19 protein-coding genes are annotated in these 21118 nt (G+C 54.8%); 14 read left to right on the forward strand and 5 right to left on the reverse strand.

The window, feature by feature from the left end:
• Window positions 1–111: 111 nt before the first annotated feature.
• From tynA to paaZ, 4 genes are all read right to left on the reverse strand, one after another.
• Window positions 112–2382: a primary-amine oxidase gene (tynA, locus tag F0Q32_RS24605; protein WP_149465038.1), complete on the reverse strand. Its 2271-nt coding sequence runs from the start codon at window positions 2380–2382 to the stop codon at window positions 112–114.
• A 185-nt stretch (window positions 2383–2567) separates the two neighbouring features.
• Window positions 2568–4262, reverse strand: coding sequence for a flotillin family protein (locus F0Q32_RS24610; protein WP_149465039.1), 1695 nt, complete (start codon window positions 4260–4262; stop codon window positions 2568–2570).
• 27 nt (window positions 4263–4289) lie between these two features.
• On the reverse strand, window positions 4290–4919 hold the full coding sequence (locus F0Q32_RS24615) for an OB-fold-containig protein (protein WP_149465040.1): 630 nt from the start codon (window positions 4917–4919) through the stop codon (window positions 4290–4292).
• Between the two features lie 249 nt (window positions 4920–5168).
• Complete coding sequence (gene paaZ / locus F0Q32_RS24620; RefSeq protein WP_149465041.1) at window positions 5169–7211, reverse strand: phenylacetic acid degradation bifunctional protein PaaZ; 2043 nt, start codon at window positions 7209–7211, stop codon at window positions 5169–5171.
• Between the two features lie 286 nt (window positions 7212–7497).
• Here paaZ and paaA point away from each other — a divergent pair, with 286 nt between their 5' ends.
• From paaA to F0Q32_RS24690, 14 genes are all read left to right on the forward strand, one after another.
• Window positions 7498–8427 carry a 1,2-phenylacetyl-CoA epoxidase subunit PaaA gene (paaA, locus tag F0Q32_RS24625; protein WP_149465042.1) on the forward strand — a complete coding sequence of 310 codons (930 nt, stop codon included), beginning with the start codon at window positions 7498–7500 and terminating at the stop codon, window positions 8425–8427.
• A gap of 11 nt (window positions 8428–8438) precedes the next feature.
• Window positions 8439–8726, forward strand: coding sequence for a 1,2-phenylacetyl-CoA epoxidase subunit PaaB (gene paaB / locus F0Q32_RS24630; RefSeq protein WP_015964556.1), 288 nt, complete (start codon window positions 8439–8441; stop codon window positions 8724–8726).
• Window positions 8727–8734: 8 nt separating this feature from the next.
• The gene (gene paaC, locus F0Q32_RS24635; RefSeq protein ID WP_149465043.1) at window positions 8735–9487 is read left to right on the forward strand and encodes a 1,2-phenylacetyl-CoA epoxidase subunit PaaC; all 753 of its coding nucleotides are present in this window, start codon (window positions 8735–8737) and stop codon (window positions 9485–9487) included.
• A 13-nt stretch (window positions 9488–9500) separates the two neighbouring features.
• Window positions 9501–9998 carry a 1,2-phenylacetyl-CoA epoxidase subunit PaaD gene (gene paaD / locus F0Q32_RS24640; RefSeq protein ID WP_149465044.1) on the forward strand — a complete coding sequence of 166 codons (498 nt, stop codon included), beginning with the start codon at window positions 9501–9503 and terminating at the stop codon, window positions 9996–9998.
• Between the two features lie 7 nt (window positions 9999–10005).
• Window positions 10006–11076 carry a 1,2-phenylacetyl-CoA epoxidase subunit PaaE gene (gene paaE, locus F0Q32_RS24645; protein ID WP_149465045.1) on the forward strand — a complete coding sequence of 357 codons (1071 nt, stop codon included), beginning with the start codon at window positions 10006–10008 and terminating at the stop codon, window positions 11074–11076.
• Complete coding sequence (paaF, locus tag F0Q32_RS24650) at window positions 11073–11840, forward strand: 2,3-dehydroadipyl-CoA hydratase PaaF (protein WP_149465046.1); 768 nt, start codon at window positions 11073–11075, stop codon at window positions 11838–11840. The genes paaE and paaF overlap by 4 nt, the downstream gene beginning before the upstream one ends.
• 2 nt (window positions 11841–11842) lie before the next feature.
• A complete protein-coding gene (paaG, locus tag F0Q32_RS24655) occupies window positions 11843–12631 on the forward strand; it encodes a 2-(1,2-epoxy-1,2-dihydrophenyl)acetyl-CoA isomerase PaaG (protein ID WP_149465047.1) in 789 nt (262 codons plus the stop codon).
• A gap of 3 nt (window positions 12632–12634) precedes the next feature.
• On the forward strand, window positions 12635–14050 hold the full coding sequence (paaH, locus tag F0Q32_RS24660; RefSeq protein WP_149465048.1) for a 3-hydroxyacyl-CoA dehydrogenase PaaH: 1416 nt from the start codon (window positions 12635–12637) through the stop codon (window positions 14048–14050).
• On the forward strand, window positions 14043–14462 hold the full coding sequence (gene paaI / locus F0Q32_RS24665; protein ID WP_370516902.1) for a hydroxyphenylacetyl-CoA thioesterase PaaI: 420 nt from the start codon (window positions 14043–14045) through the stop codon (window positions 14460–14462). Before paaH ends, paaI begins: the two co-directional genes overlap by 8 nt.
• Window positions 14462–15667 carry a 3-oxoadipyl-CoA thiolase gene (gene pcaF / locus F0Q32_RS24670; protein ID WP_149465049.1) on the forward strand — a complete coding sequence of 402 codons (1206 nt, stop codon included), beginning with the start codon at window positions 14462–14464 and terminating at the stop codon, window positions 15665–15667. Before paaI ends, pcaF begins: the two co-directional genes overlap by 1 nt.
• A gap of 28 nt (window positions 15668–15695) precedes the next feature.
• Entirely contained in the window at window positions 15696–17009 is a 1314-nt protein-coding gene (paaK, locus tag F0Q32_RS24675; protein WP_149465050.1) for a phenylacetate--CoA ligase PaaK, read from the forward strand.
• 135 nt (window positions 17010–17144) lie between these two features.
• Window positions 17145–18110: a phenylacetic acid degradation operon negative regulatory protein PaaX gene (gene paaX, locus F0Q32_RS24680; protein ID WP_149465051.1), complete on the forward strand. Its 966-nt coding sequence runs from the start codon at window positions 17145–17147 to the stop codon at window positions 18108–18110.
• The gene (gene paaY / locus F0Q32_RS24685; RefSeq protein WP_149465052.1) at window positions 18091–18687 is read left to right on the forward strand and encodes a phenylacetic acid degradation protein PaaY; all 597 of its coding nucleotides are present in this window, start codon (window positions 18091–18093) and stop codon (window positions 18685–18687) included. Before paaX ends, paaY begins: the two co-directional genes overlap by 20 nt.
• Before the next feature lie 379 nt (window positions 18688–19066).
• Complete coding sequence (locus F0Q32_RS24690; protein WP_255475769.1) at window positions 19067–20440, forward strand: hypothetical protein; 1374 nt, start codon at window positions 19067–19069, stop codon at window positions 20438–20440.
• Between the two features lie 45 nt (window positions 20441–20485).
• Here the strand turns inward: F0Q32_RS24690 and F0Q32_RS24695 are convergent.
• The coding region (locus F0Q32_RS24695) for an IS5-like element IS903B family transposase (RefSeq protein WP_096149581.1) at window positions 20486–21118 on the reverse strand (633 nt) is incomplete at its 5' end.

Genomic DNA, 21118 nt, shown 5'->3' on the forward strand with positions numbered 1-21118 from the left:
TCAGGTCTGAGCTAATACAGATAAGGCGTTTACGCCGCATCCGGCATCAACAAAGCGCACCGTGTCAGTAATCAGGAACGGCGCAAAGCGCCGTTCCTGCTACTCACCTCATCACTTCTCTTTCTTCGCTCCCAGCGTCGGGGTTTCATCAAAGAAGTTCCACGGTTTCAGCAGCGTATGCACCCACTCCGTTGGCATAATCGGCCACTCTTCGGCGCGGGCGACGTGAGTGGTGCCGGTCGTCATCCACACGACCGTATCGGTGTTGTCCAGCGACTCATTGTCTTTGGTGTACTGACCGAGCCCGGTATCGTGCGTTGAACGGTTCGGGTATTTCCCTTCCGGGAAACGCTCGTCCGGATGATAACGCGTCACCCACAGCTGTTTATCCATAAAGCTCAGACGGTGGTAAATCCACTCATCCGGGGCGAACTGCGCGCCTTTGGCGACCGGATGCGTGCCGCCCGCGTACGGGATAATCTGATAGGAAACCGGGTTACCCATGCGGTTTTCTTTGTTCGGGTTGCTCAGCAGACGAATGGTACCCGGGTCAAATTTCTGCGCTGCGTCCTTCTCATTGCTGATGGCATACTCGTTGATCTGCATAGTACTGGAACGTGGGCCGCCTGCGGTATTCGGTTTCACCACCGGGTCCATTGCCACCAGGCTGTTGTTCTCGCCGTCCACGTCGAGGTCGAGGCGGAAGTTGTAGATATGCTGGTGGGTGGTGCCGACAATATTATGGTCGATCAGCGTTCCGTAACGCGTATCGTCTTTCGCGCTCGGGTCGTGCATGGTTTTGGCCTTCACGCCTTTTACCGCTTCAATACCTGTTGCGCCCGCATCAATGCCGATAGTGCCATTTTCGTGGAAGATCCAGTCGAAAATGTAATCATAGTTACCTACGGTGCTGATCCAGCGTACCACCAGCTCACGACGCTGGGTGCTGATGTTTGGCTGGCCCATCTCCTGATGCTTATACTCCGGCCCGGCATAGCGTTCAAATACGGCAATCGCGTGCGGGATCTCGGTTGGTGTACCGGTATAATCAGCGATGGTTTCGTTGAGCAGCACGGCGTTGGACGGCGCATCTTTGCCGCGCGCGATAGGCGAGGTCAGGGTACCCATGCCGTAGTCACCGGAATCCAGATACGCTTTGAAGTACCAGCCGATATCAGGGTCGCCGTAAGGCACAATCATCCCGCCCAGCGATCCTTCATACATCACTTTGCGCTTAGTGCCGTTATCGTTATAGGTGACAGTGGAAATCATCGGCCCGACGCGGGAGTTCATGCTCAGGTGGAAATCCCAGTTACGCCAGTGGATCATGTCGCCGGTGATGGTGTAGTTTTTGCCTTCCGGTTCAATGATATCCAGCGGTTTCACCGCCGGGGCAACGCGGTCACGCCCATCGTAGGCGCGTGCAGCCATCGGCACCGGGATCACTGGGCCTTCTTCCAGCTTCACAATCTTTTTCTGTTCCAGGTCAACAACGGCGACCAGGTTCTCTATCGGGTGCGCCCAGTAGTTGCCATCGCCCACGTCCAGGTAACTGATCACTTTTAGCAGACGTGCATCCTGTTTCAGGCCGTCTTTGCCGTCAAAATAGCCCACGGTGAGTGGGGTAGTGATCACTTTTTTCGGATCGTTAATGCCGCGTTTTTTCAGCGTTTCAGCGTATTCTGTGCTGGCGTTGATGATGTTCTGTACGCTGGTGAAATCGTCAATCAGCACCATGCCATGTGCGTCTTTGATTGGCTGCCAGGAGAGGATCTTTTTGTTTTGCAGATCGACCACGCCTTCGATGATGTGCTTGCCATCCAGCATGATGACATCCGCTTTACGCGGCTCGGTCACAGCTTTGCCTTCCAGCGCAAAGGCCCACACGGCGGCTTTCTCAGGCGAACGCAGAGAGATCTCGGTAAAGCGGGTGTTTGGTTTGAAATCTGGCGACGCTTTGACGATGTCGACAGCCTGTTTGATTTCATCTGCGCTCAGGGCATTGAGCGGGTGCGGGGCTTTCTCAACCTGGAAGGTTTGATCAAGACCAGACTGGAAAACATCGTTGATGAACGTTTCAGAAACCCAGGCTTTGTTATCCTTCATCACCACCGGGACTTGCAGATTCAGCGGCTGGCCGTTGACGATCGCGGTTTTCGCGCCCGGTTTTACTTTAACGTAAGCGCCATCTTTAATCAGCGTGAAAACTTGTGCGTAGTCATCCCATTGCACATCGGCCCCAAAATCAGCCAGTGTTTTATCCATCGGCACCATGTGGGCTTCGCCGCCATGGGCAAAAACCGGCGATTGCCAGGCGCAAAACAGGGCTACGGCGAGAGCCAGTGCCGTCTTACGGGGAGAAAGAATAGAGGAGCTTACCATTATAAACCTCGTCTTGTTGTTGTGTTTCTCGCGCGCTACCGCGCTCTGCGGGCGGTTTTTAACGCTTTCACCCTATCAGCCCTGCGGTAAAGTGGTTTGCCTGCACCTGCCAGGTTGTTTGGCAGTTTTGCCAGATATAAAAAATGCCTCCGGGGAGGCATGAGTTTTAATAATCAAAACGCAGTTTACTCGCGAGCCACATGCTCTTCTGCCGGGATATTCTCAGCAGGTTTTGCATGGGGCTCGATAGCTTTTAGCGGCTCAGCCAGCGCAGACAACGATCCACCAGACAGGCCGATTTCTTTTAACAGTGAATCAATCAGCGGTGCCTGAGTGCGATAAGAGAGCGCCGCAGACAATGCCTGTTCCGCCAGATTGCCGCCGTTTGCTGTGCTAGTGGTGACGTCGCCCGCTGCCCCACCACGATTCAATCCATCAACCTGGATAATTTTTATACCGTCGATAGACTTCATTGGCTCAACGGATTTCTCAATTACGGACGGCAGTGACTGTAACAGAGCCAGTTTAAATTTAAGGCTGGTTTGTTCATCAGAAAGTACGTTGATGGCGTCGTTCAGCGCGCGTTGCGCTTCCGCTTCAGCAAGGCCTTTTTTACGCGTTGCTTCCGCAAGTTCGACAATGGCTGCGGCCTGCATTTCCGCTGCTTCTTTCTCGGCTTTTGCCCGCACGGTCAGTTCAACCGCCTGGGTTTCTGCATCCTGTGCGGCAGCGATCAGCGCAACCTGTTTCGCACGGTCAGCTTCTGCAGTCTGGCGCGTGGTCTCAACGTTCTGCTGCGAGCGAACCGCCTCTGCCAGCGCATCGTTAGCGCGGGCTTCTGCCTGGGATTGCTGTTCAGACTTCGCTGCGATGGCAATAGATTTGGTCTGGTTAGCAATCTCGGTAACCTGCTGCTGTTCAATTTCTTTTATGCGAACTTCACGTTCGGCTTCCACTTTGCGCGAACGCACAGCCTGCTCACGCTCGATTTCGGCTTCCTGAATCTGACGCTCGGCAAGGATACGTGTTTGTTCCGCTTCACGGTGACGCTCGGCTTCAAACGCGGCAATTTTTGCATTTTGCTCAGCAGTACGGGTTTTCACCTGTTGCTCCTGCTCCAGCGTCATGAACGCTTCCTGTTGCTCGATCTCCAGCTTACGCGACAACGCATCGCGGTTTTTCTCACGCACAGCGACTTCCACATCCTGCTCAACTTCGTTACGTTCCCGGCGTCGGCGTTCCGTTTCCTGCGTCAGTTTTGTCAGGCCTTCGGCATCAAAGGCGTTGTTTGGGTTGAAATGTACTTTTTCTGTCTGGTTAAAATTGGTTAACGAGACGCTTTCCAGCCCCAGTCCGTTCTTTGACAGATCTTCTGCAACGGTGTTTTGTACACCCTGGACAAAGTTTTCACGCGTATCCTGAAGTTCATGCATGGTCATTTGCGAGGCGGTCGCGCGCAGGGCATCCACGAATTTATCTTCAATAAGCACACGTAAATCTTCCGGTGAAAGGGTTCGTTGCCCCAGCGTTTGCGCAGCGGTTGCAATGCCGTCCACGGTAGGTTTGACCCGTACAAAGAAGGCCACGACGACATCGACACGCATACGATCTTTTGTGATCAGGCTATCGATCGTTGAACGGCTGACCTCCAGTTTTAGGGTATTCATGTTGATAGGAATGATCTCGTGGAAGATGGGCATGACAATTGCGCCTCCGCTCATTACCACTTTTTGCCCACCCAGTCCCGTTCGAACAAAGGATTGCTCGGCGGAAGCCCGACGATATAACCTTGCGAAAATAATCCCAACAACCAGCAGAATGAAGACCGCGATGATAGCGGTAAACATCCATGACGGCAGCATGCCAATAACATCATCCATTATGTAGTCCTTTAAATTAATCAAAAATTACAAATGATCTGGCCATGGATTAATTTCGGCCAGATAACGCGTTGCAGAGAGGCGGCCAATAATTAGCACCTTATCTCCCTTATGAAATACTTTCCCTTCTTCGGGTTCCAGTAATAAATAGTGCGTTTGCCCGAATTTGTCGGTGAATTTCCCTTCGCCAGGACACCCCACGGTGGCTGTATGTCCGGTCATTATTGCCATGCAGCCAATATAGTCATCTTCCGCGATAGCAGTGGTTTCATCACGCGGTAGCCACGGGGCGATGGCCTTGCCACTGTAATGAACAGCAATTACGGAGAGCACCAGTGAGACGGGGACAAGCAGCAGGTTGCTGAGGGGATTGTGCCAAAGTGACACGGCACCATGTTGTATAAGGATGCCAAACAGGCCGAAATAACCAGCCAGCAGACACAGAATAACCAACGCCGGAATCCGTCCGATATTCATATAATGCATCACTTGCCCGATATTACCGGATGTTAAAGCATCATAATGCTGGAGATGTGCATCAAGCGCGCTTGAAAGTAAATGCCCAAAGATAAGCGCGATGAGTTCAATTAACCCAATAAGAAGAACAAATGAAATGGCGAACAGGTAGGGCGAGTTATAATCTGAAAATAGAATCATGCACGTATCCTCTTGCAACTGCGATCCCTGTTAATACCGTAAGGGACAGTTTCATCCCTGACAGTTACGTTTCGTTATAATAGCATGCGTGAGCAACCTTTCTGAACACGAAAACGCGTTGCAACACTCTTAAAATTGGTGGGGAACGAGGTGAGAGGAGGGGCTAATTGTGCAGGGTACTCTGGCCCGATGATGTTGTGCACCCTCGGGCCGTTTCAGCCGTTGTATGGCGAGATTATCCGCAGACTATCAGGCAAAATCCCCGTTCTGCCGCGCGACCAGGGTCAAAATCGAATACAGCGCAACTGCCTGCTGATGCTGGTTATAGATTTCAACCGACCATTCCACCACGCCGGTAGGTGTCTCTTCTGCTGTTTTCTGCCGCTTGATGGTTTTACGTTTACAGGTCAGCCGCACCTGAATGGTGTCGCCTGGTTTAACAGGCTCGATGAAACGCAGGTCTTCCAAGCCGTAGTTGGCGATAACTGGCCCAACGCCCGGATCGACAAATAACCCGGCCGCTGCGGAAATCAGGAAATAACCGTGGGCCACGCGCTCGCCAAACAGCGAGTCAGCAGCGGCGAGTTTGTCCATATGCGCGTAGAAGTGGTCACCGCTCAGACAGGCAAAGTTCACAACGTCCGCTTCGGTGACGGTGCGACGATGGGTCAGCAGGCTGTCGCCGGGTTGGATTTCTTCGAAGTATTTACGGAACGGATGGACGCGATCTTCCACCACTGCCGCGCCGCGTACCCACTGCTTGCCAATGGCGGCGAGCATGGTTGGGCTGCCCTGAATAGCGGTACGCTGCATGTAGTGTTTTACCGAGCGTAACCCGCCCAGCTCTTCACCCCCGCCCGCACGGCCCGGGCCGCCGTGTACCAGTTGCGGCAGAGGGGAGCCGTGACCGGTCGATTCTTTCGAAGACTCTTCGTTCAGTACCTGAATACGCCCGTGCGCGCGTGCCGCGCCGAGAATAAACTCGCGCGCTAATGCGCCATCGGCGGTCACCAGCGTGCCTGCCAGACTACCTTCACCCGCCCGTGCCAGCGCCAGCGCGTGGTCGCGGTTCTGATACGGCATCAGGGTCGCAACCGGGCCAAAGGCTTCAATGGCATGCGCGGCTTTAATCTCATCCGGCTGCGGGCAAAGCAGTAACGTTGGCGGGAAGAATGCCCCGGCAGCTTTGTCATCTGCTTTGCCACCCAGTAGAATCTGACATCCCGCGGCAACCAGTAAATCTACTTTCTCCTGCACATCCTGACGCTGGTCGATATTCACCAGCGCGCCCATTTTCACACCTTCCTGCGCCGGGTCGCCAACGACGATTTTTCCCAGACGCGCAATAAGCGCTTCACTGACAGCATTGATTTGCTGCTGCGGCACGATGATACGGCGAATAGCCGTACATTTTTGTCCAGCTTTAGCGGTCATCTCGCGCACGATTTCGCGAATGAACAGCGCGAATTCCGGTTGCTCTGGCGTGACGTCATCACCCAGTACGCAGCAGTTCAGAGAGTCGGCTTCCATGGTGAATGGAATCGACTTCGCGACGATGTTGGGATGCACGCGCAGCTGTTGCCCGGTGGCGGCAGAGCCGGTGAAAGTGACCACATCCTGGCTGTCGAGCTTTTCGAGCAGATCACCCGCGCCACCGCAAATGACGCTTAACGCGCCGTCAGGCACCAGGCCGCTGTCGATAATCGATTTCACCATCGCCTGAGTTAGCTGGGCGCTGGCGGTGGCCGGTTTGATAATCGCCGCCATCCCGGCAAGCCAGGTGGGGGCCAGTTTTTCCAGCATGCCCCAGCAGGGGAAGTTGAAGGCGTTAATGTGAACGGCTACGCCTGATTTTGAAGTCAGCACGTGGCGCGCGGCAAATCCACCCGCTTTTGAGAGTGGGATCAGCTCATCTTCCGGCCACAACGTGTCGTCCGGCAGTTCACGGTTTCCCAGGCCTGCGTAGGTAAACAGCGTGCCGATCCCGCCTTCGATATCCACCCAACTGTCCGCGCGCGTGGCACCGGTTTGTGCTGACAGGGCATAGAAATGTTCTTTTTCTGCTAACAGGTGTTTAGCCACCGCTTTCAGCATGGCGGCACGTTCAATGAAGGTCATTGCCTGGAGCGCGCTGCTGCCTTTCTCAATGGCATAACGGCGGGCCTGCGCCATATCCAGCCCTTCGCTAGTGACTTCCCACAGCGCGTCGCCGCTGATGGCGTGATGAATGGTACGGGCGCGGCCCTGGCCGGTTTGCCATGCGCCGGATAAGAAGCTGGCTAACTGCTGCATCGCTAATCTCCAAATGTTACGTGATTTCGTTATACATAGTTAAATTGTGAATCATAAATCGCAAGCTGATTTTTAATGATTTTTTAACATTGTGATCGCTGTGTGGTTTGCATAATGATTCAACTCATTGTTTATAAATGTTTTGTTTAAATGCTTTGCGAGAGCTGTCACATAATGCACAAACAAAATTTGTGGTTTTATTTAACTAATGTGTAACTTTTAGAAAAGAAAGTGATTCACATATGTTTGTGGTGTGAATGTTTTTAGAATCATTAAAGGTGATGACGTGACAGAAGAACAACGCTTTAACCAGCGCATCGCGCAGGAAACGGCCATCGAACCGCAGGACTGGATGCCGGACGCCTACCGTAAAACGCTGATCCGCCAGATTGGTCAGCATGCCCACTCAGAAATTGTTGGCATGCTGCCGGAAGGCAACTGGATTACTCGTGCACCGACGCTGCGTCGTAAAGCTATTCTGCTGGCGAAGGTACAGGATGAAGCGGGGCACGGCCTCTATCTCTACAGCGCAGCGGAAACCCTCGGCTGCGCGCGTGAAGACATCTACCAGAAGATGCTCGATGGACGCATGAAGTACTCCTCCATCTTTAACTATCCCACTCTGAGCTGGGCTGATATTGGCGTGATTGGCTGGCTGGTCGACGGCGCGGCGATTGTTAACCAGGTGGCGCTGTGCCGTACCTCTTACGGCCCATATGCCCGTGCAATGGTGAAAATCTGTAAAGAAGAGAGCTTCCATCAGCGTCAGGGTTATGAAGCCTGCATGGCGCTGGCGCAGGGGAGCGAATCTCAGCGTCAGATGTTGCAGGACGCCATCAACCGTTTCTGGTGGCCGGCGCTGATGATGTTCGGGCCAAACGACGACAACTCGCCGAACAGTGCCCAGAGCCTGGAGTGGCGCATCAAGCTGTTTACCAATGATGAACTGCGTCAGCGCTTTGTCGATAACACCGTCCCGCAGGTTGAAATGCTGGGGATGACCATTCCTGATGCTGATCTTTATTTTGATGAAACGACCGGCCACTACCAGTTTGGTGAAATCGACTGGAACGAATTCAACGACGTGATTCACGGTCGTGGCATCTGTAACCACGAACGTCTGGCAGCAAAACGCAAAGCCTGGGAAGAGGGCGCGTGGGTGCGGGAAGCCGCACTGGCGCATGCGCAAAAACAACAAACCCGCAACGCGGCATAAGGAGAAGCACCATGAGCAATGTTTACTGGCCGTTATATGAAGTTTTTGTTCGCAGCAAACAGGGGTTGTCTCACCGTCACGTTGGCAGCCTGCACGCCGCCGATGACGCGATGGCACTGGAAAACGCGCGCGACGCGTACACCCGTCGCAACGAAGGGTGCTCAATCTGGGTGGTGAAGGCGAGCGAGATCGTTGCCTCTCAGCCGGAAGAGCGCGGTGAGTTTTTCGACCCGTCGGAAAGCAAGGTCTACCGCCACCCGACGTTTTACACCATCCCTGATGGCATCGAGCACATGTGAGGTGGGTGATGAATAACAATTCTGTCGCGATTTATGCCCAGCGTCTGGGTGACAACGGCCTGGTCCTCTCGCAGCGTTTAGGTGCCTGGTGCGGCCATGCGCCGGAACTGGAGATTGACCTGGCGCTGGCGAACATTGGCCTCGATCTGCTTGGACAGGCGCGCAACTTCCTGAGCTATGCCGCCGAATGCTATGGCAGCGGCGATGAAGACACGCTGGCTTACGGTCGCGAAGAGCGCCAGTTCAGCAACCTGCTGCTGGTGGAACAGCCCAACGGCAACTTTGCCGATACCATCGCCCGTCAGTTTTTGATAGACGCCTGGCACGTCGCGTTATACAGCCGCCTGGTCAACAGCCGCGATGTCCAAATTGCCGCAATCGCCGCCAAATCGCTTAAAGAAGTGCGCTATCACCAGCGATTCAGCCGTGGCTGGCTGGTACGCATGGGTGACGGTACGCCGGACTCCGCGCAAAAAATGCAGCAGGCGCTGAACGATATCTGGCGCTTCACGGGTGAACTTTTCGAAGTGGATGCCGTTGAGCAGGAACTGATTGAGCAGGGCATTGCCGTTGATGTGCGCGAACTGAAAGACGAGTGGGAGACCACCGTACGCGGCGCGCTTGCCGATGCCTGCCTGCAACTGCCGAAAGAAACGCCTTTCCGTACCGGCGGGAAACAGGGTCTGCATACAGAACATCTGGGGCCGATGCTGGCGGAAATGCAGTATCTGCAACGTATCTACCCCGCACTTCAGTGGTAATCAGGAGGTCATAGTGCAACGAATTGCCGCGATAGCACCCTCGAAAGTGCATGAGATCTGGCGCTTACTGAGCGAGATCCCCGACCCGGAAGTGCCGGTGTTAACCATCACCGATTTGGGCATGGTGCGCAGCGTCGCGCCGCAGGGTGACGGTTGGGTGATTGGCTTTACGCCAACGTACTCTGGCTGCCCGGCCACCGAGCACCTGCTTGGCGCTATCCGTGACGTGATGACCGCACATGGCTTCACGCCGGTGCATATCGTGCTGCAACTCGACCCTGCCTGGACTACCGACTGGATGAACGCCGATGCCCGCGAACGCTTACGCCAGTATGGCATCAGCCCGCCGCAGGCCCACGCCTGCCACGCATCGGTTCCTGAGGATGTGACCTGCCCGCGCTGCGGCAGCACGCACACCTCGCTTATCAGCGAATTTGGTTCCACGGCCTGCAAAGCGCTTTACCGCTGTGATAGCTGCCGCGAACCCTTCGACTATTTCAAATGTATTTGAGGTTGCCATGACGACGTTTCATTCGCTTACGGTGGCAAAAGTGGAACCGGAAACCCGCGATGCGGTGACCATTACTTTTGCCATACCCGACACGTTACGGGAGGCTTACGCTTTCCGTCCTGGTCAGCACCTGACGCTGAAAACTCGCATTGGCGGTGAAGAACTGCGCCGCTGCTACTCCATCTGCCGTACCGGTACGCCGGGGCAGATTAGCGTTGCGGTAAAAGCCATCGAAGGCGGGCGTTTTTCTCGCTTTGCCCAGAGTGATATTAAGCAAGGTATGGCGTTTGAGGTGATGGTGCCGCAGGGCCACTTCGGCTATCAACCGCAGGCTGAGCGTACCGCACGCTATCTGGCGATTGCCGCCGGTTCTGGCATCACGCCAATGCTGGCGATTATTGAGGCCACGCTTACCACCGAAGCCAATAGCCAGTTCACGCTGATATACGGTAACCGCAGCAGCCAGAGCATGATGTTCCGTCAGGCGCTGGCAGACCTGAAAGATAAATACCCGCAGCGTTTACAGCTGATCAACCTCTTCAGCCAGGAGACGGTCGAAAGCGAATTGCTGTCCGGCCATATCAACAGTGAAAAACTGCACGCGCTGGCCCGCAATCTGGTTCAGTTCGACCAGCTTGATGAAGCGTTTATCTGTGGCCCGGCGGCGATGATGGACGACGCGGAAATCGCGCTGCGCGCACTAGGCCTGCCGGAGAAAGCGATTCACCTGGAGCGCTTTAACACACCGGGCAGCACCCTTAAACGCGTCTCTACTGTTCAGGCTGAAGGGCGCAGCGTGACGATTCGTCACGATGGGCGTGACCGTCAGATCTCTCTGAATGCAGAGGATGACAGCATTCTTGACGCTGCGCTGCGTCAGGGCGCTGACCTGCCGTATGCCTGCAAAGGCGGCGTCTGCGCTACCTGTAAATGCAAGGTGCTGCGCGGCGAAGTGGAGATGGCAACCAACTACAGTCTTGAGCCCGATGAAGTGGCCGCGGGCTATGTGCTGAGCTGCCAGGCGCTGCCGAAAGGCGATGGCGTAATTGTCGATTTTGACGCGAAGGGGATGGCATGAGCGAACTGATCGTTGCACGCCACGAGCGCGTGTTGCTGCTGACGCTGAATCGCCCACAGGCGCGCAATGCTCTGAACAACGCCTTGCTGGAGCAAATCGCCAGCGAACTGGAAAAGGCCGCGCGCGATACGGAAATTTCTGCCTGCGTCATCTTCGGCAATGACCGTTTCTTCGCTGCCGGTGCAGATCTCAATGAGATGGCGGCCAATGATATGCCCGCCACGCTCAACGATATTCGCCCGCGTTTATGGGCGCGTATCGATGCCTTCAACAAACCGCTGATTGCCGCCGTTAACGGCTATGCGCTGGGCGCAGGATACGAACTCGTGCTGTTGTGCGACACGGTGGTCGCGGGTGATAACGCCCGTTTCGGCCTGCCGGAAATCACCCTCGGCATTATGCCGGGCGCAGGCGGCACCCAGCGTTTAATTCGCAGCGTGGGTAAGGCGCTTGCCAGCCGTATGGTGCTGACGGGTGAAGCGATTGACGTTCATCAGGCGCAGCAGGCCGGGCTGGTGAGCGACGTCCACCCGGCAGGTTTAACCCTCGAATACGCTCTGAAACTGGCAAAAACCATCGCCCGCCATTCACCGCTGGCATTACAGGCGGCAAAGCAGGCGCTGCGCCAGTCGCAGGAAGTGGGGCTGCATGCGGGCCTGCAACAGGAGCGCCAGCTGTTTACGCTGCTGAGTGCAACCGAAGATCGTCAGGAAGGCATTAATGCCTTCCTGCAAAAACGCCAACCAGAATTTAAAGGACGTTAATCGTGGATGCTTTTATTTTGAGTCATGTTGAGCAGGGCGTAATGACCATAACGCTTAACCGCCCGGAACGTCTCAACAGCTTTAACGACGTGATGCATCAGCAACTGGCCGAATGCCTGAAGCAGGCAGAGCGTGACGACACTATCCGCTGCCTGCTGATTACCGGTGCGGGGCGCGGTTTTTGTGCCGGGCAGGATCTGAACGACCGTAACGTCGATCCCAACGGTCCGGCACCGGATCTGGGGATGTCCGTTGAACGTTTTTATAACCCGCTGGTGCGCCGTCTGGCAAAGCTGCCGAAACCGGTGATTGCTGCGGTGAACGGTGTCGCGGCTGGTGCAGGCGCAACGCTGGCGCTGGGCTGCGATATGGTGATTGCCGCGCGTTCAGCCAATTTCGTGATGGCGTTCAGTAAGCTGGGGCTGGTGCCCGATTGTGGCGGCACCTGGCTGCTGCCGCGCACTGCCGGGCGCGCACGCGCCATGGGGCTGGCACTGCTGGGCGACAAAATGAGCGCCGAGCAGGCTCAACAGTGGGGCATGATCTGGCAGGTGGTGGATGACGCCGAACTGGCGGATACCAGCCTGACGCTGGCACGCCATTTAGCCACGCAGCCGACCTACGGTTTAGGGCTTATCAAGCAGGCGCTGCTGGCGTCCGAAACGCAAACGCTGGATCAACAACTCGATATGGAACGTGATTTCCAGCGTATGGCCGGGCGCAGCGACGACTACCGCGAAGGCGTCAGTGCGTTTCTGGCGAAACGTCCACCACAGTTCAGCGGGAAATAAGCCATGAGCCATGAAATCAAAACGGTTGCGGTGATCGGCAGCGGCACGATGGGGGCCGGGATCGCGGAGGTAGCCGCGGCGGCAGGGCACGACGTGCTGTTGTTTGATATTAATCAGGATGCGCTCACCCGCGCCATTGATGGCATTCGCCAGCGTCTGACCTCCCGCGTGTCGCGAGGCAAACTGAGTGCCGACGCGTGTGATCAAACGCTGAAAAAAATCTATGCGGTGGCGGATATCGCTTCGCTGGCGCCGGCTAACCTGGTGATTGAAGCGGCCTCAGAACGGCTGGAGGTGAAAAAAGCACTCTTCAGCCAACTGGCAGAAATCTGCCCGCCGCAAACGTTACTTACCAGTAACACGTCTTCCATTTCTATCACGGCTATCGCGGCAGATATTCGCTACCCGGAACGCGTCGCGGGGCTGCACTTCTTTAACCCGGCGCCGGTGATGAAGCTGGTGGAGGTGGTGAGTGGTCTGGCGACGTCGCAGGAAGTGGCTGACACCCTGTGCAACTGCGTGTCTGCGTGGGGTAAAACGCCGGTGCGCTGCCGCTCAACGCCGGGCTTTATTGTTAACCGCATCGCGCGTCCATTCTACGCCGAAGCCTGGCGTGCACTGGAAGAACAGGTTGCGGCACCAGACGTCATTGATGCGGCGCTGCGTGAAGGCGGTGGCTTCCCGATGGGCCCGCTGGCGCTGACCGACATGATTGGGCATGACGTGAACTTTGCGGTCACCAGTTCAGTATTTAATGCCTTCTGGCAAGATCGCCGCTTCTTACCGTCGCTGCTGCAACAGGAACTGGTGCTGGGCGGGCGATTGGGCAAGAAGAGTGGGCAGGGCGTGTATCGCTGGCCGGTGGAAGCCGTCTCTGAACCGTATCTGCCTGAGGTTTTAGCCGTTCCAGGTGAGATTACAGAAAATGGTGACAGTGTCACAATTGGCGATCTCCTGCTGATTGAAACACAAGGCGAAACCGCGCTGGCGCTGGCAATGCGTCATCAGCGCCCGGTTGTAGTGTTTGACCGCATCGAGGGGGATGTGGTGGTGCTCGCTACCGCGCAGACCAATGCTCAGGCCGACACGGATAAAGCGGTGTATTACTTCCAGCAGCAGGGCAACAAAGTGCTACAAATCGCGGATTATCCGGGGTTGTTGGTATGGCGCACGGTCGCCATGCTGGCGAACGAAGCGCTGGATGCTGTGCAGAAACACGTTGCCAGTGAACAGGATATCGATACGGCGATGCGCCTTGGCGTGAACTACCCGAAGGGGCCGTTACAGTGGGGTGCAGAACTGGGCTGGAACAACGTGCTGCGCGTACTGGAAAACCTGCAAGCCCACTACGGTGAAGAGCGTTATCGCCCGAGTTCCTTACTGCGCCAGCGCGCGCTACTGGAGAGCCATCATGAATAACGCCTGGCGTAATGCCCACGCGATGTATGAGCGCGACACCTGCGCACAGGCCCTGGGTATCGACATTATCGAAATGGACGATGGTTTTGCGGTGCTCACCATGACCGTCGCGCCGCAGATGCTGAACGGTCACCAGACCTGCCACGGCGGGCAACTGTTTTCACTGGCGGATACCGCTTTCGCTTACGCCTGTAACAGCCAGGGGCTGGCTGCGGTGGCGTCGGCCTGCTCGATAGATTTCCTGCGACCTGGCTTTGCGGGTGACAAACTCACCGCCACTGCCCGGGTAAAACATCAGGGCAAGCAGACCGGCGTCTATGACATTGAAATTGTGAACCAACAACAAAAAACGGTAGCCCTGTTTCGCGGTAAATCCCACCGCATCGGCGGCACGGTAACAGGAGAAGCCTGATGCGTGATGCATTTATTTGTGACGGAATTCGTACCCCGATTGGCCGCTATGCGGGCGCGCTGTCGGGTGTCCGTGCCGACGACCTCGCCGCCGTGCCGCTGCGTGAACTGCTGGCACGTAACCCAAAGCTCGACCCAACGCGTATTGATGATGTGATCCTCGGTTGTGCTAACCAGGCAGGGGAAGATAACCGCGATGTGGCGCGTATGGCGCTGCTGCTGGCGGGCTATCCGCAGGATGTTTCCGGTACCACCATTAACCGCCTTTGCGGCTCGGGTCTCGATGCGATTGGCTTTGCGGCCCGCGCGATTAAAGCCGGTGATTCAGACCTGTTGGTGGCGGGCGGCGTGGAATCGATGTCGCGTGCGCCGTTTGTGATGGGCAAGGCCACTGCGCCTTTCCAGCGTCAGGCCGAGATGTTTGATACCACCATCGGCTGGCGTTTTGTGAACCCGCTCATGCAGCAACAATTTGGAACTGACAGCATGCCGGAAACGGCGGAGAATGTAGCTGAATTGTTAAAAATTAGCCGTGACGATCAGGATGCTTTTGCTTATCGCAGCCAACAGCGTGCCGCGAAAGCGCAGCGTGATGGCGTGTTTGCTGAAGAGATTGTCGCGGTGCGGGTGCCAGGCAAAAAAGGCACGTTTACTGAGGTGCTGGATGACGAACATCTGCGCCCGGAAACCACGCTGGAACAGCTGGGCAAACTGAAAGCGCCGTTCCGCGCGAATGGCGTGATCACGGCAGGCAATGCCTCAGGTGTAAACGATGGCGCGGCGGCACTGATCATCGCCAGTGAACAGCAGGCCATCGCGCAGGGGCTGACGCCGCGTGCGCGTATCGTTGCCATGGCGACGGCGGGCGTTGAGCCGCGTCTGATGGGGCTGGGCCCGGTACCTGCGGTGCGTAAAGTGCTGGAGCGTGCAGGTTTAAGTATCACCGATATGGATGTTATCGAGCTGAATGAAGCCTTCGCCGCGCAGGCGCTGGGCGTGCTCAGACAGTTAGGGCTGCCGGACGAGGCGCCGCATATTAACCCCAACGGAGGCGCCATCGCCTTAGGCCATCCGTTAGGTATGAGCGGCGCGAGACTGGCACTTACCGCCAGCCTCGAGCTGCAGCGCCGTCAGGGCCGCTATGCCCTGTGTACGATGTGTGTTGGTGTGGGTCAGGGCATTGCCATGATCCTGGAGCGTGTGTGAGCTAATTTTTACCTGCGAGTACCCTATAATGACAACAAATACAATGCTGGACCCAATCGAAAAAGCATCGCTGGACGAACTGCAGGCACTGCAAACGCAACGCCTGAAATGGACGCTGAAACACGCCTACGAAAATGTGCCGATGTATCGCCGCAAATTCGATGAAGCAGGCGTTCACCCTGATGATTTCAACGAACTGAAAGACATCGAAAAATTCCCGTGTACCACTAAGCAGGATCTGCGTGATAACTATCCGTTCGGCATGTTTGCCGTACCGATGGAGCAAGTGGTGCGCGTACATGCCTCTTCCGGCACCACCGGTAAACCGACCGTGGTCGGTTACACTCAAAATGACATCAGTACCTGGGCCGATATTGTGGCGCGTTCTCTGCGCGCGGCAGGCGGCACGCCGAAAGATAAAATCCACGTTGCTTACGGTTATGGCCTGTTCACCGGCGGGCTGGGCGCGCACTACGGCGCGGAACGTCTGGGGGCAACGGTTATTCCGATGTCCGGTGGTCAGACCGAGAAGCAGGCACAGCTTATCCGCGATTTCCAGCCGGATATGATTATGGTCACGCCATCTTACTGCCTGAATCTGATTGAAGAACTGGAACGCCAGATGGGCGGTGATGCGACGCAATGTTCCCTGCGCGTCGGCGTGTTTGGCGCGGAGCCGTGGACGATGGCGATGCGTAAAGAGATTGAGCGTCGTCTGGGTATTACCGCGCTGGATATCTATGGCCTGTCTGAAGTGATGGGGCCGGGCGTGGCGATGGAGTGTATCGAAACCGCCGATGGCCCGACCATCTGGGAAGATCACTTCTATCCAGAAATTGTTAACCCGAACGATGGCACGGTGCTGAATGACGGCGAACATGGTGAACTGCTGTTTACGACGTTGACCAAAGAAGCGCTGCCGGTGATTCGTTATCGCACCCGCGATCTGACGCGTCTGTTGCCGGGTACCGCACGTACCATGCGCCGTATGGATCGCATCAGCGGGCGCAGCGATGACATGCTGATTATTCGCGGTGTGAATGTCTTCCCGTCTCAACTGGAAGAAGAGATTGTGAAGTTTGAACATCTTTCACCGCATTACCAGTTGGAAGTGAATCGTCGCGGTCATCTTGATTCGCTGTCGATTCAGGTGGAGCTCAAAGAGAGTAGCTTGTACCTGAGCCACGAACAACGCTGCCAGGTGTGCCACCAGTTGCGTCACCGCATTAAATCGATGGTCGGGATTTCCACCGATGTGACGATCGTTAACTGCGGCGCGATCCCGCGTTCCGAAGGTAAAGCGTGCAGAGTTTTTGATTTGCGTAAGATTGCTAACGTCTGATAACACCTTACCCCTCTCCCTCTCCCAGAGGGAGAGGGGACAGTCTGCTGCGGTCTTCTCCCTCTCCCTTTGGGAGAGGGCCGGGGTGAGGGGAAACCTATGCTATGATTCATAAATCAAAACAATAACAACAGGATGAATCAGATGAGTAAAATCGATACCTTCATTCAGCAGGCCGTGTCATCAGTGCCCATTAGCGGCACGTCGCTGATTGCCTCGCTGTATGGTGATTCCCTGTTGCATCGCGGCGGAACTGTCTGGCTGGGTAGCCTGGCGGCAATGCTCGAAGGCCTGGGATTTGGGGAACGTTTTGTCCGTACCGCACTGTTTCGCCTTAACAAAGAGGGCTGGCTGGATGTGGAACGCATCGGCCGCCGCAGCTTTTATCGCCTGAGTGATAAAGGCCAGCGCTTAACTCGCCGGGCGGAAAATAAAATTTATCGTGCGGAAACGCCGACCTGGGATGGCACCTGGCTGTTGTTACTCTCCGAAGGTCTGGATCGCGCAACACTTTCAGACGTCAAAAAACAGCTTATCTGGCAAGGGTTTGGCACGTTAGCACCCAGCCTGATGGCCTCTCCATCACAAAAACTGGCGGATGTGCAATCACTGCTGCATGAAGCGGGTGTGGCGGAAAACGTCATCTGCTTTGAAGCGCATTCCCCACTGGCGTTGTCGCGTGCGGCGTTAAGAGCCCGTGTGGAAGAGTGCTGGCAACTGACCGAACAGAACGCCATGTACGACACGTTTATCCAGCTGTTCCGCCCACTGCTGCCGCTGCTGCGTGAGGTGGATGCGGATGAACTCACGCCTGAACGCTGCTTCCAGATCCAACTGCTCTTGATTCACTTTTATCGCCGCGTGGTGCTGAAAGATCCATTGCTGCCGGAGGAGTTGCTTCCGGCGCACTGGCTCGGCGGCTCGGCGCGCCAGCTCTGTATCAATATTTATCAACGTGTGGCACCTGCCGCGCTGGCTTTTGTCAGCGAAAAAGGCGAAACCCCGGTCGGCGAACTGCCTTCACCGGGAACGCTGTTCTATCAACGATTTGGCGGGTTGCCGGTAAGCGAAGGGAGGTCTTATGCCAGTGTATCAGATTGATGGCTTAACCCCGGTAGTGCCGGATGAGAGCTATGTGCATCCTACCGCCGTATTAATTGGTGACGTCATCCTGGGTAAAGGGGTGTATGTCGGCCCAAATGCCAGCCTGCGTGGCGACTTTGGGCGCATTGTGGTGAAAGATGGTGCGAACATTCAGGATAATTGCGTCATGCACGGTTTTCCGGAGCAGGACACCGTCGTGGAAGAAGACGGGCATATTGGCCACAGTGCGATTCTGCACGGTTGTGTGATACGCCGTAATGCGCTCGTCGGAATGAATGCTGTAGTGATGGACGGGGCGGTGATCGGCGAAAACAGTATTGTCGGTGCAGCAGCGTTTGTGAAAGCCAAAGCAGAAATGCCCGCTAATCATCTGATTATTGGTAGCCCGGCAAAAGCCATTCGTGAACTCACTGAGCAGGAGATGGCGTGGAAAAAGCAGGGCACGCGGGAATATCAGGTGCTGGTTGAACGCTGCAAAAAAACAATGCATCAGGTCGAGCCGCTACGTGCAATAGAAGAGGGGCGGAAGCGATTGATATTTGATGAAAGTTTACGGCCTAAATCGGCGCATTAAGAAAAAGGCAGGAATAGCATTCCTGCCTTTTTTTTGGGAGACGTAAAGAATTACCTTAAAGTATGTCTAATAGACAAAATGTGATTACAAATGTGGATGTTGTTGTGCTCTTACCGTCATTAAATAACATTTTTGAATATGTTAAAAAGCAAATCGCACATTACAGAGTGTTTTAGGTTTTATTTATTCATTGGGTTTATGAGTTAAGTTATTCTAAAAATATTATAAAGTTGAATGGCGTGGTTTTGATATATAAAATTCGCACTAGGCAATTTCTAACAAAAATTGATTTCGGATGCGACCTGTCTGAGCCATTTTCAATGGCTTAAAGCAATTGAGTGTTTATTTTCTCGTTCATCCAGAATGAAAAGGATTTCTCATGCAAAAGAAAACACTATTATCTGCGTGTATCGCTATAGCGTTAAGTGGCCAAAGCTGGGGGGCAGAAATAACAGAAGGTGAGGGTGCAGATAGTATGCGCAGAAGCTCTCAAATGACATGTCTATCCGGAGGCCACGCCCAGCCTCCAGCGAAATTGAAAACAGTCCCAGAAAAATGCGCTGTCACTACAAATAATGGTTTTAGCTCCTTACTGGCATTAGGTACCACGACGATCCTGACAACACTCGCAGTGATTGAACTGTCTCATGGTGATGATCATGCTGCTCGAACGTCTTCTCCCCAGCCCACACCGCCAGATGCGAATGGCCCTCTACCGCCACCTCTACCCAATGATGATGATTCAGTTACACCTGTAAAACCAGATAGCGGCGATTATGTCACGCCGCCTGATAGCGGCGATGATGTTACTCCACCCGACAATAGCGGTGATGATGTTGACCTACCGAGAACAGAACCCGTTGTCTTTGATAACAATGTGACATGGGACAAGGACGCGCAAACCCTGAAGATTCGCGGGGCAACGTTCACATATATACAGAATGTCGATGGTAGCTACACGCTGTCGGCAAAAGATGGCCGAAAAACCATGGTGACTGAGTGGGAAAACCATGAAGAGACTCATACCGCCATCTTTAGTGGAGTGAGTACCACAGGTGATACGGAATGGCGCTATGATGACGAAGGTAAACTCCACGTCACACAGTTAGCCAGCGTCGTGTCTGATGGAACAAAGGGCAGAATAATTACCGTTAATGATGCGATTATCACTGACCAGGGCGGCAATACCGCCCTGAATGGCGGTACGGTGATGATGATTAATGGTGACAACATTGCGCTGACAAACGAGGGTAAAACAGAGGCTATCGGTGAAGATTCGGTGGTCGGTATCCTGACCGGCGATAATATAACCATTAATAATAACGGTCAGACGGTGGTCGATGCTGGCACGGCGGTTATCGTCAATGGCGATCGTACAATCTTAAATAACACGGGCGACTCCACCGTCAATAACGGTGGAACAGGGGCCTTTATTATCGGTAATGATGTCAGGACCGATAATAAAGGCCATATGACGGTTGATGGGCAAAATTCAACGGGCAGCAAAATCGTTGGTAATAATGCGACGGTTATACAGGAAGGGGATTTATACGTTAGCAATGCTGCTCGGGGCATTGATGTTGAGGGTTATGGCGCGATCGTCAGCAACAAAGGCAATGTAGCGGTCGTGGATGAAAAATCGCAGGGTGTTTCGCTCAGTGGTGATGCGTCGACGTTCATTAACAGGGGGGATATTTCCGTCAGTAATGGCAGTTCAGAGGTCAATGCGACAGGGATTCTGAGGCTTTGTTGAATAAATCAGATTTCGGGTAAGTCTCCCCCGTAGCGGGTTGTGTTTTCAGGCAATACGCACGCTTTCAGGCATACCTGCTTTCGTCATTTTGTTCAGCGCTCGTACCAGGGCCATAGCCTCCGCAACCTGACCATCGTAGTCACGCAGCGTCAGTGAACCCCCGAACAGCTGTTTTACCCGGTACATCGCCGTTTCCGCTATCGAGCGACGGTTGTAATCTGTTGTCCATTTCCACCGCGCATTACTCCCGGTCATTCGCTGATTAGCCACTGCACGGTTACGGTCTGCATATTCACCGGGCCAGTAACCCGCGCCTTTTCGGGGTGGGATAAGCGCGCTGATTTTCTTACGCCGCAGTTCATCGTGACAGAGCCGGGTGTCGTAAGCGCCGTCTGCCGATGCTGCCCTGATTTTTCTGTGAGTCTGCCGGATAAGACCCGGGAAGGCTTCTGAGTCCGTCACATTGTTCAGCGACAGGTCTGCACAGATGATTTCATGTGTGTTGCTGTCAACTGCCAGATGCAGCTTACGCCAGATACGGCGGCGTTCCTGACCATGCTTTTTGACTTTCCACTCGCCTTCACCGAAGACCTTCAGCCCGGTGGAATCAATTACCAGGTGTGCGATTTCACCCCGGGTGGGCGTTTTGAAACTGATATTAACCGACTTTGCCCGCCT

It is taken from the genome of Pseudocitrobacter sp. 73, assembly GCF_008369545.1.
Taxonomy (GTDB): domain Bacteria; phylum Pseudomonadota; class Gammaproteobacteria; order Enterobacterales; family Enterobacteriaceae; genus Pseudocitrobacter; species Pseudocitrobacter vendiensis.

Excerpts from the sequence above, each read along its gene's own strand:
- paaB (WP_015964556.1), top strand. The coding sequence starts at position 8,439 with ATGAGCAATGTTTACTGGCCGTTATATGAAGTTTTTGTTCGCAGCAAA.
- pcaF (WP_149465049.1), top strand. The coding sequence starts at position 14,462 with ATGCGTGATGCATTTATTTGTGACGGAATTCGTACCCCGATTGGCCGC.
- paaX (WP_149465051.1), top strand. The coding sequence starts at position 17,145 with ATGAATCAGATGAGTAAAATCGATACCTTCATTCAGCAGGCCGTGTCA.
- tynA (WP_149465038.1), bottom strand. The coding sequence starts at position 2,382 with ATGGTAAGCTCCTCTATTCTTTCTCCCCGTAAGACGGCACTGGCTCTC.
- F0Q32_RS24690 (WP_255475769.1), top strand. The coding sequence starts at position 19,067 with ATGCAAAAGAAAACACTATTATCTGCGTGTATCGCTATAGCGTTAAGT.
- F0Q32_RS24610 (WP_149465039.1), bottom strand. The coding sequence starts at position 4,262 with ATGGATGATGTTATTGGCATGCTGCCGTCATGGATGTTTACCGCTATC.
- F0Q32_RS24615 (WP_149465040.1), bottom strand. The coding sequence starts at position 4,919 with ATGATTCTATTTTCAGATTATAACTCGCCCTACCTGTTCGCCATTTCA.
- paaZ (WP_149465041.1), bottom strand. The coding sequence starts at position 7,211 with ATGCAGCAGTTAGCCAGCTTCTTATCCGGCGCATGGCAAACCGGCCAG.
- paaF (WP_149465046.1), top strand. The coding sequence starts at position 11,073 with ATGAGCGAACTGATCGTTGCACGCCACGAGCGCGTGTTGCTGCTGACG.
- paaY (WP_149465052.1), top strand. The coding sequence starts at position 18,091 with ATGCCAGTGTATCAGATTGATGGCTTAACCCCGGTAGTGCCGGATGAG.
- paaI (WP_370516902.1), top strand. The coding sequence starts at position 14,043 with ATGAATAACGCCTGGCGTAATGCCCACGCGATGTATGAGCGCGACACC.
- paaE (WP_149465045.1), top strand. The coding sequence starts at position 10,006 with ATGACGACGTTTCATTCGCTTACGGTGGCAAAAGTGGAACCGGAAACC.
- paaH (WP_149465048.1), top strand. The coding sequence starts at position 12,635 with ATGAGCCATGAAATCAAAACGGTTGCGGTGATCGGCAGCGGCACGATG.
- paaK (WP_149465050.1), top strand. The coding sequence starts at position 15,696 with ATGACAACAAATACAATGCTGGACCCAATCGAAAAAGCATCGCTGGAC.
- paaC (WP_149465043.1), top strand. The coding sequence starts at position 8,735 with ATGAATAACAATTCTGTCGCGATTTATGCCCAGCGTCTGGGTGACAAC.